The following is a 16087-nucleotide window of genomic DNA, read 5'->3' on the forward strand; positions in this document are numbered from 1 at the left end:
TCCTGAGAAAACCCTAGCGCGAAGCCCTAGATGCGGGGATTCTGCTGGATGGCCTGGCGCAGGAAGCCGCCCGCCTGTTCCAGCGCAGAAACTGCCTGTCCGGGCTCGAAGTCCGCCAGCAGGACCAGGATAGCCGCCTTCACTGAACCTCCGACGGCGTCCAGGGCTTCTGCGGCAGCGCCCGCATCTACGCCGGTCGCCGCTTGAACGGTCCGCTGGGACCGGGCCCGCAACTTGGCGTTGGTGGCCTGCAGATCCACCATGAGGTTGCCGTAGGTCTTGCCGAGTTTCACCATGGAGAGCGTGCTGATCATGTTCAGCACCAGCTTCTGTGCGGTGCCGGATTTCAGCCGGGTGGAACCTGCCACGAACTCCGGACCCACCACCACCTCGATCGCAACGTCCGCTTCCTGCCCTATTGCCGAGCCAGGATTGCACGCCAGCCCTGCCGTAAAGGCACCGCGCGCGTTCGCTTCCTTGAGCGCGCCGATCACGTACGGAGTCCTTCCCGACGCGGAAATTCCGACGACGGCATCGCCCGGTCCCGCACCCGCCGCAGCTACGTCCGCAGCCCCCGCGTCGGCGTCGTCTTCCGCGTTCTCCACCGCCTGCTCCACAGCCTTGCGGCCACCGGCGATGATCCCCACCACCATCTCCGGCGGGGTTCCGAAGGTGGGCGGGCACTCACTGGCGTCCAGGATGCCCAGGCGCCCGGCAGTCCCGGCACCGATGTAGAAGAGCCTTCCGCCCGCCGCCAACTTCCCGGCCACGGCGTCCACGGTGCGGATGATGTCCGGCGCCGCCAGCGCAACGGCGGCAGGAACGCCGGCGTCCTGCGCGTTCATCGCTGCCACCAGCTGGGCTGTGTCCATGGTGTCCAGCAGGTTCAGCTCCGGGTTGGCGGCCTCGGTCTGCAGCCCGGCGAGCTCGGCGCGCAAGGCGGCCAGCTCGTCGGTCGGGGCGATGGTCCCTGGCTCCGGGACGTCAACGGTTTCAGGATTTTCCGTCACGGTGGATGTACCTTTCGTGCAACAGTTCGTGCCGGGTCGCGGCCAGGGCAGCACCGGCCAGTCCGTCGCCCTGGGCTGGTATGACGCCGATTCCCGCGTTGTTAAGGTCGGCGGCCAAGCGTCGGGCAAAGTATGGGGAATCCGCGACGCCGCCCAACAGCGCCACGTGCCGCAGGCTGCTGTCCGCGATCGACCGGCCGACAGTCTCTGTGAGGTGCCGGCAGGCTTCGGAGATGATGTGCCCGGCCACAGCATCACCGGACTCCGCCTCGGCCAGGACAAAAGGTGTGAAGCCGGCCATGGCCCGGTACGGGTTTTCCTGGCCGGCCAGCCACCCCGGCAGCTGGCTCAGCGCCGGGCGTCCAGGGCCGGGTAGACCGGAACCGTCAAGACCGGAGCCGTCAGGACCGGAGCCTGCCACGGCTGAGCCGAGATACTGCACGGCAAGACGCTCCAGAGAAGTGGCCGGGCCGCCGTCGAACGCTTCCAGCGCCGCGGACAGGCCCCGCTGGCCGATCCAGCGGCCGCTGCCGCGGTCCCCAAGCAGCGGACCCCAGCCGTCGCCGCGGTGCAGTACCCCGGCATTGCCCTGCCGCGGATCGGCCTCGAAGCGGAAGGATACGGCCCCGGTGCCGACGATCAGAATGGTGCCGGCTCCGCCGTTGAGTGCCCCCAGATGAGCGGCCGTTGCATCGGAGAGCACCGCGGCGGGGGCCTGGAAATGCAGGGCGAGCAGGCTGGCGAGTTCCCGGGACTGCGCCGTGCTGGCCTCTACGCCGGCCACCGCGGCACCCACCCCGGCAAGCCTCCCGGCCAAAGAACCAGCAACAGCGCCGGAGCCGTCCAGCTGCCCGGCGGCACTGGCAATCAGCCGGAACGCTGCCGCGGCGCCGCCGGAGATTCCCAGCCCGGCGAAGCCCTCGGCGCCTGCACTGCCCAGCACCGTGGAGGAGCCTGCGGTACCGACAACCCGCAGCTCCACGCGGCAGCGGCTCTTGCCAATGTCCGCTACCAGCACCAGGGGTTCGCGTGTCATCCACCCACCTTAGGGGGTGTGGGCCGGGGGATCCCGGCAACACGATAAACTGGGCGCATCCCCACCACCCGCGGCCGCAACCGCGTAAAAAGACGGAGACTTTTGTGAGCTTCACGCAGCTTGACCGTGTTCCCATCCGCCGGGCCTTGATCTCGGTCTACGACAAAACCGGTCTGGAGGAGCTCGCGCAGGGCCTGCACGCAGCTGGCGTTCGAATCGTTTCCACCGGTTCCACGGCCAAGAAGATCGCCGCGGCCGGGATCCCGGTCCAGGAAGTCGAAGAAGTCACCGGCTCCCCGGAAATGCTGGACGGCCGTGTCAAGACCTTGCACCCGCGCGTGCACGGCGGCATCCTGGCGGACCGCCGCGTCCCCGCGCACATGGAAACCTTGGCCGGTATGGAGATCGAAACCTTCGACCTGGTGGTGGTGAACCTGTACCCGTTCGTGGAGACCGTCAAGTCCGGCGCAGGCCAGGACGACGTCGTCGAGCAGATCGACATCGGAGGCCCGGCAATGGTGCGCTCGGCTGCGAAGAACCATGCCGCCGTCGCCATTGTTGTGGACCCCACCTTCTACGGTGACGTAATAGCTGCCGCACAAGAGGGCGGCTTTGATCTCGCGGCCCGACGCCGGCTGGCAGCCAAAGCCTTCGCACACACCGCAGCCTACGACACCGCCGTAGCCACCTGGACCGCCACCCAGTTCCTGGACGAAGACGGCGACGGCGTCATCGACTGGCCCGCCTACGCGGGCCTGTCCCTGGAGCGCTCCGAGGTGCTGCGCTACGGCGAAAACCCGCACCAGCAGGCTGCACTGTACGTGGACCGGGCCGCCCCGGTGGGCATCGCCCAGGCCGAGCAGCTGCACGGTAAAGCCATGAGCTACAACAACTTCGTCGACGCCGATGCTGCCCTCCGCGCAGCCTTCGACTTCTCCGAGCCTGCAGTCGCGATCATCAAGCACGCCAATCCGTGCGGCGTTGCCGTTGGTTCCGCGGACGCCGCGGATCCGATCGCTGACGCACACGCCAAAGCCCACGCCTGCGATCCTGTCTCCGCTTTCGGTGGCGTCATTGCCGCCAACAGCACAGTCACCGCCGGCATGGCCCGCACTGTGGCCGGCATCTTCACCGAGGTTGTCATTGCCCCGGACTTCGAGCCCGAAGCCGTGGAGATCCTGTCCAAGAAGAAGAACATCCGGCTGCTGGCCCTGCCTGAGGGCTACGGCCGCTACCCGGCTGAAATGCGCCAGGTTTCCGGCGGCATGCTGGTGCAGATGACGGACAAGGTGGACGCCGAGGGCGACGACCCCGCCAACTGGACCCTTGCCGCCGGGAAAGGAGCGGATGAGAAGACGCTCGCAGACCTCGCTTTTGCATGGACCGCCTGCCGGGCCGCCAAATCCAACGCTATCCTGCTGGCTGACAATGGAGCCGCTGTTGGCATCGGCATGGGCCAGGTTAACCGCCTGGACTCCTGCCGTCTCGCCGTTGAGCGGGCCAACACGCTGGGCGTCAGCGTTGTCTCCGATGCTGCTGCCGGCAGTGACACCCCGGGCGGCGCGTCCAATGCCGACGCCACCGACGCTCCCCAGCGCGCCCGCGGTGCTGTTGCCGCTTCCGATGCGTTCTTCCCGTTCGCCGACGGCCTGCAGATCCTTATCGACGCCGGCGTCCGCGCAGTGGTCCAGCCCGGCGGTTCCGTCCGTGATGACGAAGTCATCGCCGCAGCCAACGCTGCGGGCATCACGATGTACTTCACCGGGGCCCGGCACTTCTTCCACTAATCCCCACCGGCTCCCAAACCTCGCTCCGCTCGGCCTGGGTCCCTCGCCGGCGTGGGCCCACCACCGGCGTCCAGACACGCCGACGGCGGCTGCCCCCTGTCAAGGGGACAGCCGCCGTCGGGCATTAAGGGAAGCGGTTCAGTCGGTGGATTCCGGACCGTTTTCCGTGCGTGGCCGGTCCCGGTTTTCGGGCCGCACCTCGCGGGGTACTGCTTCAGCCATCCGCTCCGGCGTCCAGTACTCCCGTACCGCGTCCGGGTCCTGGCCTGTCTCGCTGGAGGTTACATCGCTGGAACCGGCAGGGAGATTGCGCTGGAACGGCTTTCGTCGCTGGTGGTCAGGCTGCGGCTGCATTGACGTAAACCTGCTGGATGGCCGTTCCCCAGTACGGGCCGTACATGGTGGTGGACCGGGTGCCGTAGCCGTAGCTGTTGACGGAGTTCTGGTAGCCGGAGGAGTTGGTTCCGATGAACCACGGGCCGCCTGAGGAACCGCCGGTCATGTCGCAGGGGATGCCCTGGGTGGTGCCGCCGGGGTTCACGGTGTCGTTGATCGCCTTGCCGGTGCAGCTCTTCAGTGACTGTCCATCGAAGGGGCTCGCGGCCGGGTAGCCGTACGCCTTGTAGGTCAGGCCGCGGGCGGCGTTGAACTGGACTCCGGAGGCGCCAACGGTATCGGAAAGCGTCTGGCCGTTCAGGGGCGCGACGACGGCGAACCCGGTGTCGTACTGGATGTCACCGTTGGAGCTCCACGCCGTGGGGGCGTAGAGCGCGCGTGCGGCCCACTTTCCGTAGGGGGCTGCGCCGTTGAGGTAAGCGGGGACGAACACGAAGTTGCTGGCAAACGCTCCCGGGCCTTCGTTGAGGCAGTGTCCGGCGGTGGATACGGTGCTTTCATTCGTGGAGGCCACTGAGTTGCCTGAACAGACGTAGTTCTGGCCGCCCAGGGTGAAAAACACCTTGCCGATGTGCGAAACCGGGCTTTCACTGGCGTTCAGCACGGGCTTGCCGGGGGCTGCCTTACCGTCCACCTTGCTGTTGGTGCCACTCTCGACTGTTGTCCCGCCGGCAGATCCCCTGCTGCGCTCCACTGCCTTGGCTGCCAGGACATCGCCGGGAACGGCGGATTTCATCCGCTCCGGCGTCCAATAGTCCGCGGCCGCCGTCGTGCTTTCAACGGTGGTGCTGGTGACGGAGGGTTGCGTGTCCTTCGTTGCGGGTGCCGCTGTGGCGCCACCTGCCGAACACAAGGCGAGGATCGCGGCAGTGGACAGGCTGAGCAGGCTGGTTGCCAGCATCTTGGAAGTCATAAGGTTTCCTGACTGTTAGGTGCAGCGGCCATCTGGATGGTAGGACCGCCGCGTGATGGACAGAATCTATCCCAGTGTGACAAACCTGTAAATAGTAGTGACATATCATGTAATTGCATATGGCTGGACTGGACCGGAGGCCGGGCGGCCCCGGAGCGCGAGTAACGTCACGTGATTAAGCCCATCGAACGGGCGTCTGCGGGGCCCGCTCGGGTAAGTTATACGTGGTGCATTAAGACCGGATTTCCATCTACAGCCGACCTCCAGGGAGACGCCCGCGCATGTCCAAGATCATCTATACGCACACCGACGAAGCGCCGATGCTCGCCACGTATTCATTCCTTCCGATCATCGAGGCCTTTGCTTCCACTGCGGGTGTGGCGGTGGAGACCCGGGACATTTCCCTGGCTGGACGCATCATTGCCGTCTTCGGTGACTACCTGACCAAGGAGCAGCAGCTGGGCGACGCCCTGGCCGAACTTGGCGAGCTGGCGAAGACGCCGGAAGCCAACATCATCAAGCTGCCCAACATCAGCGCTTCCATCCCGCAGCTCAAGGCAGCGATCGCTGAACTCCAGTCGCAGGGCTACCAGCTCCCGGACTACCCGGACAACCCGTCCTCGGATGAGGAAACGGCCATCCGCTCGCGCTACGACAAGATCAAGGGCTCCGCCGTGAACCCGGTCCTGCGTGAAGGCAACTCGGACCGCCGCGCGCCACTGTCCGTCAAGAACTACGCGCGCCAGAACCCGCACTCCATGGGCGCCTGGACCGCGGACTCCAAGACCAACGTGGCCACCATGGACAAAGATGACTTCCGCTCCAACGAGAAGTCGCTCGTCATCCCCGCCGATGGCACCATCTCCATCCAGCTGGTCCGCCAGGACGGCAGCGTCAAGGTGCTCAAGAAGGACTTCAAGGTCCTCGAAGGTGAAGTCATCGACGGCACCGTGATGCGCGCCGCTGCCCTGGATGAATTCCTCAAGGCCCAGGTAGCCCGCGCCAAGGAAGAGGGTGTGCTGTTCTCCGCCCATCTGAAGGCCACCATGATGAAGGTCTCGGACCCCATCATCTTCGGCCACGTGGTCAAGGCCTACTTCTTCGAGCTGTTCGAGACCTACGGCAAGCAGCTTGCCGCTGCGGGCCTTAGCCCCAACAACGGCCTGGCCGCGATCCTCAGTGGCCTGGAGGAACTCCCCGAAGACGTCCGTGAAGGTGTCCAGGCGCTGATCAAGAAGGGCCTCGAAGAAGGCCCCGCCCTGGCCATGGTCGATTCGGACAAGGGCATCACCAGCCTGAACGTCCCCAGCGACATCATTGTGGACGCCTCCATGCCCGCCATGATCCGCAGTTCCGGCCACATGTGGGGCCCGGACGGCAAGGAAGCCGATACCCTGGCGGTCCTCCCGGACAGCTCCTACGCGGGCATCTACCAGGTTGTCATCGATGACTGCCGTGCCAACGGTGCCTTCGATCCCACCACCATGGGTACCGTCCCCAACGTTGGCCTGATGGCCCAGGCTGCAGAGGAATACGGCAGCCACGACAAAACCTTCGAGATCCAGGAAGCCGGCAAGGTCCAGATCCTGGACGGCTCCGGCAACGTGCTGGTGGAGCACGAGGTTTTCGAAGGCGACATCTGGCGCGCCTGCCAGACCAAGGACCCCGCCATCCGTGACTGGGTCAAGCTGGCCGTCACCCGCGCCCGCGCCTCGGCGACGCCCGCAGTGTTCTGGCTGGATGAGACCCGCGCGCACGACGCCCAGCTGATCGCCAAGGTCCGCCAGTATCTGCAGGACCACGACACCGAGGGCCTGCAGATCGAGATCATGTCCCCGGTGGATGCCACAGCCTTCACCCTCGAACGCATCCGCAAAGGCCAGGACACCATTTCGGTGACGGGCAACGTGCTCCGGGACTACCTCACGGACCTGTTCCCCATCCTGGAACTGGGCACCAGCGCCAAGATGCTCTCCATCGTTCCGCTCATGAACGGTGGCGGACTGTTCGAAACCGGTGCCGGTGGATCCGCACCCAAGCACGTTCAGCAGCTCCTGAAGGAAAACCACCTTCGGTGGGACAGCCTGGGCGAGTTCCTGGCACTGGCCGTCAGCTTTGAGCACCTGGCCAGCACCACGGGCAATGCCCGCGCGCAGATCCTCGGCGACACACTGGACAAGGCCACCGGCACGTTCCTGCTGGAAAACAAGTCCCCCAGCCGCCGCGCCGGCGAGCTGGACAACCGTGGAAGCCACTACTTCCTGGCCCGCTACTGGGCCGAAGAGCTGGCAAAGCAGGCGGACGACGCCGGCCTGGCCGCCGCGTTCTCTTCGGTCGCCGAGGCACTGGGCAGCAACGAAGACGCAATCGTTGGCGAGCTCGCAGCGGTCCAGGGATCCCCGGTGGACATTGGCGGCTACTACCACCCCGACATCGCCAAGGTGGCCGCGGTAATGCGTCCGTCGGAGACCCTGAACAAGGTCCTCGCAACGCTCGGCTAGCAAGTAGCCGGCGCGGATCTTCGTCCGCGACACGCGAAAGCGCTGGTGACATCCGAATTCCGGGAGCCGCCAGCGCTTTTGCGTGTGTCAGGGAACGCGGAAGAACGCAGCCGCAGTCAGCGCCGGGCCGTCAGTGCTGGTCGTTCGGGTAACTGGTTCCCAGCTGGGCCCGCACGCCGTCGAAGAGGCGCATGGTGGCCAACGTGTCCTCCAGCGGCATGACCGGGCTTTCGGTGAGCCCCTGCTGGATGCACCGGGTGACTTCGCGGAGTTCGTACGTGTAGCCCTTACCCACGATGTCGAACTTTTCAGTCCGCCGCTCGCCGTCCCAGCCGACGGATACATGGATTTCCCTGGGGTTGTTGATGGAGCCAATCGCCTGCAGGTAGCCCTGGCTGCCGGCCACCGTGGCTGTCCGCGGTCCGTGCGCCAGGAGTGAGGACGTCAACTGCGCCTGGCCGCCGTGGTGGTAGCCGAGGGTGAGTGCATTCTGGGCGTCCACGCCGTCGTCGTTGACAAAGCCGGAGGCGCTGACCGTCTGGGGGAAGCCCATGGTGCCAACCGCCCACAGCAGCGGGTAGACCGTGATGTCCAGCAACGCTCCACCGCCGTCTTCCTTGGCCCACAGCCGCGCGGTAGGGGAGTACGGTGCAGGGAAGCCCAGGTCCGCGCTTACCCAGTGCACATCGCCCAGTTCGCCGGAAGCAGCAATCTGGAAGGCGCGCTGCATGCCGGGCACGAACCGGCTCCACACCGCCTCCATCAGGAACAGATTCCTGGCCCTGGCCAGGTCGATGAGCTCGCCCGCTTCCCGGCCGTTGATGGTGAATGCCTTCTCGCAGAGCACGTGCTTTCCGGCGTTAAGCGCGGCCTGGACAATCTCGTAATGTTGGGCGTGCGGTGACGCCACATAGACCACGTCCACGGCGTCATCGGCGAGGAGCCTGTCATAGCCGTGGACGCCGCCGTCGTTCCCGTACGCCGTTGCGAACCCCAGCTTCGAGGCGAATTCGTCCGCCTTCTCCTGGCTGCGGGAGCTGACAGCGTAGAGTTCAGCGTCGGACAGCAGTGCCAGGTCAGTGGCCACAGCATTGGCGATGCTTCCGGTGGCGATCACGCCCCAACGGAGGGTACGGCCGGTGGCAGAACGCGGGTCCTGGTCCGCTTGGCCCGAAAGCCATGGCGTTGCAATAGGTGAAGTCATGCGCCTATCTTGCCACTACAAGCCAGGGGGGTCCGGAACCGTGGGAAGCGGCGTTGGAAACCCCTTGACATAGCTGTCACAGCGGACGTAGAAATGAAGCGTCAGCAGAGAAATCGTTTTCTCGCTGAGAAGGTCTCCAACCCGAACACCCGCACCCACAAGGCATGTGGCCTATTTGGCATGCCGGAAAAAAGGCCGATGACGTCCCTGATCCGCAAAACTCCACCATCCCCACAGCCGTTTTCCCTTCCGCTGTTCCGCAAAAAGACGGCGGCCTGGGGAGCAGCCTGCACCGCCGTAGCCCTCGCCGCCGGGCTGGCACTCGCAGCGCCCTCGGTTGCCTGGCCTGGCGGGGGCATTATTGGTCCCGACGATGCCGCACCTACCGGTTGGGCCGCCGTCGACGGTGTCACCAACGGCGGTGCCGGCGCACCCGCCGCGAACCGGTATGTGGTGGAAACCTTCGCCGAACTCAAGACCGCCCTGGCCAACCATGGCGAATCCAAGGCTCCGAAGATCATCTACATCCGCGGCACCATCGATGGAAACCAACGGCCGGACGGTTCCATCATGGGCGAGCAGGACTACGCGCCCGGCTATGACATCCACAAATACATGTCCTGCTTCGGACCGGAGGGAAAGACCTGGAGCGACCAGACCTTCGATTACTGCAAGTCCCAACGCCAGCTCCGGCAGACCGGCAGCAACAATATGAAACGGCAGATCGAAGTGAGCCTGCCCTCCAACACCTCCATCATCGGGCTCGACGCCGACGCCGGATTCGTGGGAGCGAACATCGTGATCCTCAGTGCCACCAATGTGGTGCTGCGCAACGTCAGCGTGGAGGCGCCCGTGGACTTCTTCACCAGCTGGTCACCCGACGACGGCGACCTCGGCGCCTGGAATGCACGGTTCGACGCCGTCTCTTCCGTGACGTCGAATCATCTGTGGATTGACCACGTCACGCTGAGCGACGGCCGGTACCCGGACAGTGAAGCGCCCATCGGCTTCCACGGAAAGCCAGCCAACCGGCACGACGGACTCCTGGATCTCAAGGACGGCACGGACTACGTCACCGTCTCCAACAGCCGGATCATGAACCACGACAAGACCATGCTTCTGGGTTCCGGCGACGAGCACGTGGACAAGGACGGCGGGAAGCTGCGCGTCAGCTACATCGGCAACCTGATGGAAAACATCCAGCAGCGCGGGCCGCGGGTCCGCTTCGGCCAGGTACACGTGCTCAACAACTACTTCGTGGGCAGCACGGACCACCCGGACTACCCGATGATCAGCGAGGCCCAGGGCGGCAGCAGTTACTTCCTCGGTGCCGGCTACGCCTCCCGGATCTTCTCCGAGAACAACGCATTCGACTACGCCGGCCCCGGTACGGATCCGTCCGTGGCTGTCAGCAGCTACAACGGCCACCGGTTCTTCGACCAGGGGTCCTGGTTCAACGGCGCCGACGTGGACCTGAACGCGATCGCGGAGTCATCATTCGAAGCGAACAAGGCCAAAGCCCTTGCTGAAGCCGCGGAAAACGGCGCCGTGGCTCCGGACTGGACCGCCTGGGAATTCAGCACGGAAGTGGGCTGGCACCCGGCCTCCGTCTACGACTACAAGGCCTTCACGGAGTATGAATCAGTGAAAGACCACGCCCTGAAGTTTGCCGGCACCGGTGTGCTGAAGGTCAAGGCACCAGCGGGCCGCTAGCGCTGCCGCCGTCCTGCCCGCCCACCTCAAGCAGCAGAGCCCGGCTTCCCCGTGACAATTCACGAAGGGGAGGCCGGGCTCTGCTATGGGTACTGCCGAAGGGCTGATTGCTACTTGGTCAGCGGTCCCAGGATCGGATCATCAACGTAGGCCGTCTTCACGTTGGCCGAGGTGACGATCACCGGTTCCAGCAGGTAGGCCGGAACGCGTTTGAATTCGTTCTTGTAGTTGCGGTTGTCGTTGATTTCCAACGCCAAGCCAACCTGGAGGTCCTTGACCATGGTGACAGCGTGCTCCACCAGTTTGCGGGTGTCCTTGTTGATGGTGGAGTACTGCTCGCCTTCCAAGATCGACTTGACGGACTGCACCTCAGAATCCTGCCCGGTGACGACGGGAACGGACTTGCCGGCACTCTTGACCGAGGTGATGATGGCCCGGGCCAGGGAGTCGTTGGGGGAGAGGACGCCGTCCAGCTCACTGGCGGCGTAGCTGCCGGAGAGCAGCGAGTCCATCCGGCGTTGTGCGTTCTCCGGCTTCCAGTCCTGGGTTACAGCCTTCGTGAAGTCGGCCTGCCCGGACACAACCTTGAGGGTGCCGTCGTCGATCTTGGGCTGGAGGACGCTCATGGCGCCGTCGAAGAAGACCTTGGAGTTGGCGTCATCCGGGGAGCCCGCAAAGAGCTCGATGTTGTAAGGGCCGGCCTTCTTGGCTGCCATCCCTTCAAGCAGCGCCTGGCCCTGCAGTTGGCCCACCTTGAAGTTGTCGTAGGCGACGTAGTAGTCGATGGCCTTGGTGTTGGTCAGCATGCGGTCGTAGGCGATGATGACGGCGCCGGCGTCCTTGGCCTGCTGCAGCTGGGTTCCCAGCTGCGCGCCATCCACGGCACCGACCACAATGACCTTCGCACCGGAGGTGATCATGGTGGAGATCTGGTTCTGCTGCTCGGACACGCCGTTGTTGGCAAACTGCACGTTCGGCTTGAACCCGGCTGAGGTGAGGCCCTCGTTGAACAGGGTTTCCGCCAGGGTCCAGTTCTCGCTGGTCTTCTTGGGCAGCGCGACGCCGATCACGGAATCCTGCGGGAATCCGGAGAGCGCGGTGCCCGGCTTCGCCGCTTCAGCGTCCACGTCGGACCGGCCGCAGCCTGTCAGCGTCAATGTGGTGACAGCCGCGAGGACGGTCAGGGTTTTTGCGAATTTACGCATGTGGATTTCTCTTTCTTCGGTCCAATGGCGACCAGCTGTACGGGCCGCCGTCGCGGTCTATTTAGTGGTCCCTGCGGGTTCGGGAACGATGACCTCGGAGGTCTTGGTGGCTTCCGTGGCCGTGGTGGCCGGTTGGTTCGAGCGCAGACCGTTCATCATCATTCCGATGAGCGAGCGGCGTCCCTGGCTCTTGTTGTACACGTCGATGGCCACGGCGATCAGCAGGACAAGGCCCTTGATGATTGACTGCATGTCAGCGCCGACGCTGAGCAACTGGAGGCCATTGTTGAGGACGGCCATTACCAGGCCGCCAACAATTGAACCAATGACGGTGCCGACGCCGCCGCTGACGGCCGCGCCACCGATGAAGACGGCGGCGATCGCATCAAGTTCCCAGCCGACACCGTCGGCCGGGCCGGAACTGGTGGACCGGGCCACGAACATCATGCCGGCCAGTGCCGCCAGGATCGACATGTTCATCATCACCAGGAAATTGACCTTCTTGGACTGGACGCCGGAAAGCTCCGCCGCGTGGCGGTTGCCACCCACAGCGTAGACATGGCGGCCCAGGACGGTTTTGGTGGTGATGAAGACGTACAGGCCCACCAGGCCCACAAGGATGAGTCCGGAGACGGGGAATGATGTTCCGTAACGGCCGGTCGAGAACAGCCACGTGACGTAGAGGATGGCAGCTGCCAGGAGGGTCAGCCGGGTGATGGGAACCCAGATTGGATCCGTGACGGATCCCATGCGGGCCTCGATGCGCCGGGTACGGAACTCTGAGAACACCACTACGGCGATCAGCAGGAAACCGAGGATCACAGTGGGAGCGTTGTACCGGGCGAAGTCACCGATTTCAGGCAGGAAGCCAGCGCCCATGACCCGGAACGCGTCAGGCACGGGAACGGTGAGGGAGTTGCCGACGAACTGGTTCAGGCCACGGAAAAGGAGCATGCCCGCCAGCGTGACGATGAAGGCGGGGATGCCGACGTAGGCAACCCAGAACCCCTGCCATGCCCCGATGACGGCGCCGAGCACCAACCCCAGCACGATGCCCATGTACCAGGGGATGCCCCAGTCACGCATGGCAATGGCCACGACGATTCCGACGGCGGCAGCCACAGACCCCACCGAAAGATCGATGTGGCCGGCGATGATCACCAGTACCATCCCGATAGCCAGGACCAGGATGTAGGAGTTGCCGTTGAACAGGTTGATCATGTTGGTCGGCGTCAGGACTTTTCCACCCGTGAAGAACTGGAAAAACAAGACAAGCGTCACGAGGGCAATGATCATGCCGAACTGGCGGGTGTCACCGCCGAAGATCCTTTTAAGTGCATTCATAATGATTCCGTTCTGGGGCTTATGCGAGGTGCGCAGTGGGAGCAGCGTTGGTGCCGTTGCGGGGAACTGAAGTCATCAGGCGCATCAGGTTCTCCTGGGTTGCCTGTTCTTTATCCAGGACCCCTGTGATGGTGCCTTCAAAGATCGTGTAGATGCGGTCTGAGAGTCCAAGCAGTTCGGGTAGTTCGGAGGAGATCACGATCACGGCCTTGCCCTGCTGTGCCAGCTGCTGGATGATGCCGTAAATCTCGAATTTGGCGCCAACATCGATGCCCCGGGTGGGTTCGTCGAGAATGAGCAGGTCCGGGTCGGTGAACATCCACTTGGCCAGCACAACCTTCTGCTGGTTTCCACCGGAGAGCTTGGCAACGCCTTCGTTGACGGTGGGCGCCTTGGTCCGGAGGCTCTTCCGGTAGCTTTCCGCCACGGTGAACTCCTCGCGCTCGTCCACCACGAGTCCCTTGGTGATGGCTTTGAGGTTGGCCGAGACGGTAGTCGTCTTGATGTCGTCAAGGAGGTTCAGGCCAAGGCTCTTGCGGTCTTCCGTGACGTAGGCCAGTCCGGCCTTGATGGCCTGCGGTACGTTCCGGATGTGGATTTCCTTGCCGTTCTTGAAGACCTGGCCGGAAATGAAGTTGCCGTAGGAGCGCCCGAACAAGGACCGGGCCAGTTCGGTGCGTCCTGCCCCCATAAGCCCGGCAAAACCAACAACCTCGCCCCGGCGTACCGTGAAGCTCGCGTTCTTGCAGACCAGCCGGTCCGGCACCTGGGGGTGCGCGACTGTCCAGTTACGGACCTCGAACAGGACTTCCCCGATGTTGGGGACGTGCTCGGGGAACCGGGACTCCAGGGACCGGCCCACCATGCCTTTGATAATCCGGTCCTCATCCACACCGTCAGCCTTGACGTTGAGAGTCTCGATGGACTTGCCATCCCGGATGATGGTGATTTGGTCAGCGATCTGTTCGATCTCGTTCAGCTTGTGCGAAATGATGATCGAGGTGATGCCCTTGGCCTTCAGGCCCAGGATCAGGTCAAGCAGGTGCTGGGAGTCGGATTCGTTCAGCGCTGCCGTGGGCTCGTCCAGGATCAGGATCTTTACGGACTTGTTCAGCGCCTTGGCGATTTCCACCAATTGCTGCTTGCCGACGCCGATCTCCTTGACGGGGGTATCGGGATCGTCGCGGAGTCCCACCCGTGCCAGCAGGTCAAGAGAACGACGGCGGGCTTCCGCCCAGTCGATGACCCCGCGTCTGGCGGGTTCATTGCCCAGGAAGATGTTCTCGGTAATGGACAGTTCGGGGATGAGGGCCAGTTCCTGGTGGATGATCACGATGCCTGCGGCCTCGCTGGCCCGGATGTCCCGGAACCGCTGGACCTCGTTCTGGTACACGATGTCACCCGAGTAGGTTCCGTAGGGGTAAACGCCGGAGAGCACCTTCATCAAGGTGGACTTCCCGGCACCGTTCTCGCCGCAGATCGCGTGGACTTCGCCCGCCTTCACCTGAAGGGTGACATTCGCGAGGGCTTTCACGCCGGGGAATTCCTTGGTGATGGAACGCATCTCCAGGATGACGGGGTCTCCGTTGGTTCCTTGCGACATTGCCGTAGCGCCTCCAATGTATGACTTCGTTGTCGCCCCGCACATCGCGAAGGCCGTCTGAGGAAAAAGTAAACTTGATCAGGACGATTGGCGTCAACTCTTGAACGCACTGCCCGGATAACGATCGGGCGTCAGGAAGTTCGGAACCTTGCGTGCTGGAACACCAGGGCAGCTGCTCCCAGGGCCTCCGCACGGTCCCCGAGCGATGACGTGGTGAGGATCGTGGATTCGCCGATCACGGGCACGGCATGCCTGATCAGGCCGCGTCGGATGGGGTCCAGCAGCAGGTCGCCCAGGTCCGCCAGCGGACCTCCCACCACAATCACCTCCGGGTTGATCAGGTTGGCGACATTGCCAAGGGACCGGCCAACGGCAAGCCCGGCATCGTCCAGTACCCGCAGCGTCGCGGGATCACGGGCCAGGGCAAGCCTGACGAGGTCCGCAGGGGTTAGCTGTCCGCCCGAACTTCGGTTCAGGAGTTCGATCATGGTGGTTGTGGACGCGATAGTTTCCAGGCAGCCCCGGTTGCCGCAACGGCAGATCAGGCCCTGTTCGTTGATCGTCGCATGGCCTATTTCGCCGGTGATTCCGACTGTTCCGTAGTACGGTGCGCCGTTGAGGATCAGCCCGGCGCCAATGCCGGATCCGATCTTGATGAACAGCAGGTTGGTGACCGATCCGTGCTTGCCCCAGGTGACCTCTGACAGGGCGCCAAGGTTGGCGTCATTGTCCAAATACACCGGCATGTCAAGGGTTTCTTCGAGGTGGTCCAGGATATTGATGCCCACCCACTCCGGCAGGATGGCGCCCTGGGCGACAGTACTTGTGCGCCTGTCGATGGGGCCGGGGATGCCGACGCCGGCACCCACCAGGGCGTTCCGCTCTACACCGCAATCGGAGAGCAGGCGGGAGAGCAGCTGTACTGCCGCCTGGATGCCCTCCTCGGCGTGGTGGCCGAGCGGCAGTTCGACGGATTCTTCGGCGATGATGTGGTAGCTCATGGACGCCAGGACCACCCGAAGGTGCCGTCTTCCGAAGTCGATGCCCACCGCTACTGCACCATTGCTGTTGAGCCGGACGTTCAGCGCCCGCCGCCCCGAACTGGTGATGGGCTCAGTGGAGGCCAGCCCGGATTCCTGCATGATTTTCACGATGTTGGAGACTGTCGCTGTGGACAGCCCCGTCTGCCGGGCCAACTCCGCCTGGGTGGCTGGCCCGCCCATCAGCGCTTCGATGATCCGTTGCTGGTTGAGATGGCGCAGCGCGGACTGGGATCCGGGATTCCGGGCCCTGCTCCTCGTTGGGCGTGATGTGGCGGCCATGGAAAGAAGCGTGCCTTATTCGGCGGCTTGTAGTCAAGAAGTTAACGCATGGC

The 16087-nt window shown here is 64.1% G+C and carries 12 protein-coding genes; 3 read left to right on the forward strand and 9 right to left on the reverse strand.

What is annotated here, in order from left to right:
- Positions 1 to 26: 26 nt before the first annotated feature.
- Both murQ and AC50X5_RS12640 read right to left on the reverse strand, forming a co-directional pair.
- On the reverse strand, positions 27 to 1010 hold the full coding sequence (gene murQ / locus AC50X5_RS12635) for an N-acetylmuramic acid 6-phosphate etherase (RefSeq protein ID WP_494976442.1): 984 nt from the start codon (positions 1008 to 1010) through the stop codon (positions 27 to 29).
- Positions 994 to 2046 carry an N-acetylglucosamine kinase gene (locus tag AC50X5_RS12640; RefSeq protein ID WP_494976443.1) on the reverse strand — a complete coding sequence of 351 codons (1053 nt, stop codon included), beginning with the start codon at positions 2044 to 2046 and terminating at the stop codon, positions 994 to 996. The genes murQ and AC50X5_RS12640 overlap by 17 nt, the downstream gene beginning before the upstream one ends.
- 104 nt (positions 2047 to 2150) lie before the next feature.
- Here AC50X5_RS12640 and purH point away from each other — a divergent pair, with 104 nt between their 5' ends.
- Entirely contained in the window at positions 2151 to 3833 is a 1683-nt protein-coding gene (gene purH, locus AC50X5_RS12645) for a bifunctional phosphoribosylaminoimidazolecarboxamide formyltransferase/IMP cyclohydrolase (protein ID WP_494976444.1), read from the forward strand.
- Positions 3834 to 3971: 138 nt separating this feature from the next.
- On the opposite strand, the gene AC50X5_RS12650 is transcribed toward purH, so the two are convergent.
- Both AC50X5_RS12650 and AC50X5_RS12655 read right to left on the reverse strand, forming a co-directional pair.
- On the reverse strand, positions 3972 to 4187 hold the full coding sequence (locus tag AC50X5_RS12650) for a hypothetical protein (RefSeq protein ID WP_494976445.1): 216 nt from the start codon (positions 4185 to 4187) through the stop codon (positions 3972 to 3974).
- Positions 4171 to 5142: a trypsin-like serine peptidase gene (locus AC50X5_RS12655; RefSeq protein ID WP_494976446.1), complete on the reverse strand. Its 972-nt coding sequence runs from the start codon at positions 5140 to 5142 to the stop codon at positions 4171 to 4173. Before AC50X5_RS12655 ends, AC50X5_RS12650 begins: the two co-directional genes overlap by 17 nt.
- Before the next feature lie 281 nt (positions 5143 to 5423).
- Between AC50X5_RS12655 and AC50X5_RS12660 the strand changes: the two genes are divergently transcribed.
- Entirely contained in the window at positions 5424 to 7643 is a 2220-nt protein-coding gene (locus tag AC50X5_RS12660) for an NADP-dependent isocitrate dehydrogenase (protein ID WP_494976447.1), read from the forward strand.
- 130 nt (positions 7644 to 7773) lie between these two features.
- On the opposite strand, the gene AC50X5_RS12665 is transcribed toward AC50X5_RS12660, so the two are convergent.
- Positions 7774 to 8847, reverse strand: coding sequence for a Gfo/Idh/MocA family protein (locus tag AC50X5_RS12665; protein WP_494976448.1), 1074 nt, complete (start codon positions 8845 to 8847; stop codon positions 7774 to 7776).
- Between the two features lie 198 nt (positions 8848 to 9045).
- Between AC50X5_RS12665 and AC50X5_RS12670 the strand changes: the two genes are divergently transcribed.
- Positions 9046 to 10560: a pectate lyase family protein gene (locus AC50X5_RS12670; RefSeq protein ID WP_494976449.1), complete on the forward strand. Its 1515-nt coding sequence runs from the start codon at positions 9046 to 9048 to the stop codon at positions 10558 to 10560.
- 110 nt (positions 10561 to 10670) lie between these two features.
- Here the strand turns inward: AC50X5_RS12670 and AC50X5_RS12675 are convergent, their stop codons facing one another.
- From AC50X5_RS12675 to AC50X5_RS12690, 4 genes are all read right to left on the reverse strand, one after another.
- On the reverse strand, positions 10671 to 11765 hold the full coding sequence (locus AC50X5_RS12675) for a substrate-binding domain-containing protein (RefSeq protein ID WP_494976450.1): 1095 nt from the start codon (positions 11763 to 11765) through the stop codon (positions 10671 to 10673).
- Between the two features lie 57 nt (positions 11766 to 11822).
- Positions 11823 to 13109, reverse strand: coding sequence for a multiple monosaccharide ABC transporter permease (mmsB, locus tag AC50X5_RS12680; protein WP_494976451.1), 1287 nt, complete (start codon positions 13107 to 13109; stop codon positions 11823 to 11825).
- 19 nt (positions 13110 to 13128) lie between these two features.
- Positions 13129 to 14712, reverse strand: coding sequence for a multiple monosaccharide ABC transporter ATP-binding protein (gene mmsA, locus AC50X5_RS12685; RefSeq protein ID WP_494976452.1), 1584 nt, complete (start codon positions 14710 to 14712; stop codon positions 13129 to 13131).
- Positions 14713 to 14843: 131 nt separating this feature from the next.
- Positions 14844 to 16034, reverse strand: coding sequence for an ROK family transcriptional regulator (locus AC50X5_RS12690; RefSeq protein ID WP_494976453.1), 1191 nt, complete (start codon positions 16032 to 16034; stop codon positions 14844 to 14846).
- Positions 16035 to 16087: the final 53 nt, after the last annotated feature.

It is taken from the genome of Pseudarthrobacter sp. MDT1-40-2 (assembly GCF_059383595.1).

What these genes read in the sequence shown, in the direction of transcription:
- AC50X5_RS12640 (WP_494976443.1), bottom strand. Translation starts at nt 2,046, where the DNA reads ATGACACGCGAACCCCTGGTGCTGGTAGCGGACATTGGCAAGAGCCGC.
- AC50X5_RS12650 (WP_494976445.1), bottom strand. Translation starts at nt 4,187, where the DNA reads ATGCAGCCGCAGCCTGACCACCAGCGACGAAAGCCGTTCCAGCGCAAT.
- AC50X5_RS12655 (WP_494976446.1), bottom strand. Translation starts at nt 5,142, where the DNA reads ATGACTTCCAAGATGCTGGCAACCAGCCTGCTCAGCCTGTCCACTGCC.
- AC50X5_RS12660 (WP_494976447.1), top strand. Translation starts at nt 5,424, where the DNA reads ATGTCCAAGATCATCTATACGCACACCGACGAAGCGCCGATGCTCGCC.
- AC50X5_RS12665 (WP_494976448.1), bottom strand. Translation starts at nt 8,847, where the DNA reads ATGACTTCACCTATTGCAACGCCATGGCTTTCGGGCCAAGCGGACCAG.
- AC50X5_RS12670 (WP_494976449.1), top strand. Translation starts at nt 9,046, where the DNA reads ATGACGTCCCTGATCCGCAAAACTCCACCATCCCCACAGCCGTTTTCC.
- AC50X5_RS12675 (WP_494976450.1), bottom strand. Translation starts at nt 11,765, where the DNA reads ATGCGTAAATTCGCAAAAACCCTGACCGTCCTCGCGGCTGTCACCACA.
- mmsB (WP_494976451.1), bottom strand. Translation starts at nt 13,109, where the DNA reads ATGAATGCACTTAAAAGGATCTTCGGCGGTGACACCCGCCAGTTCGGC.
- mmsA (WP_494976452.1), bottom strand. Translation starts at nt 14,712, where the DNA reads ATGTCGCAAGGAACCAACGGAGACCCCGTCATCCTGGAGATGCGTTCC.
- AC50X5_RS12690 (WP_494976453.1), bottom strand. Translation starts at nt 16,034, where the DNA reads ATGGCCGCCACATCACGCCCAACGAGGAGCAGGGCCCGGAATCCCGGA.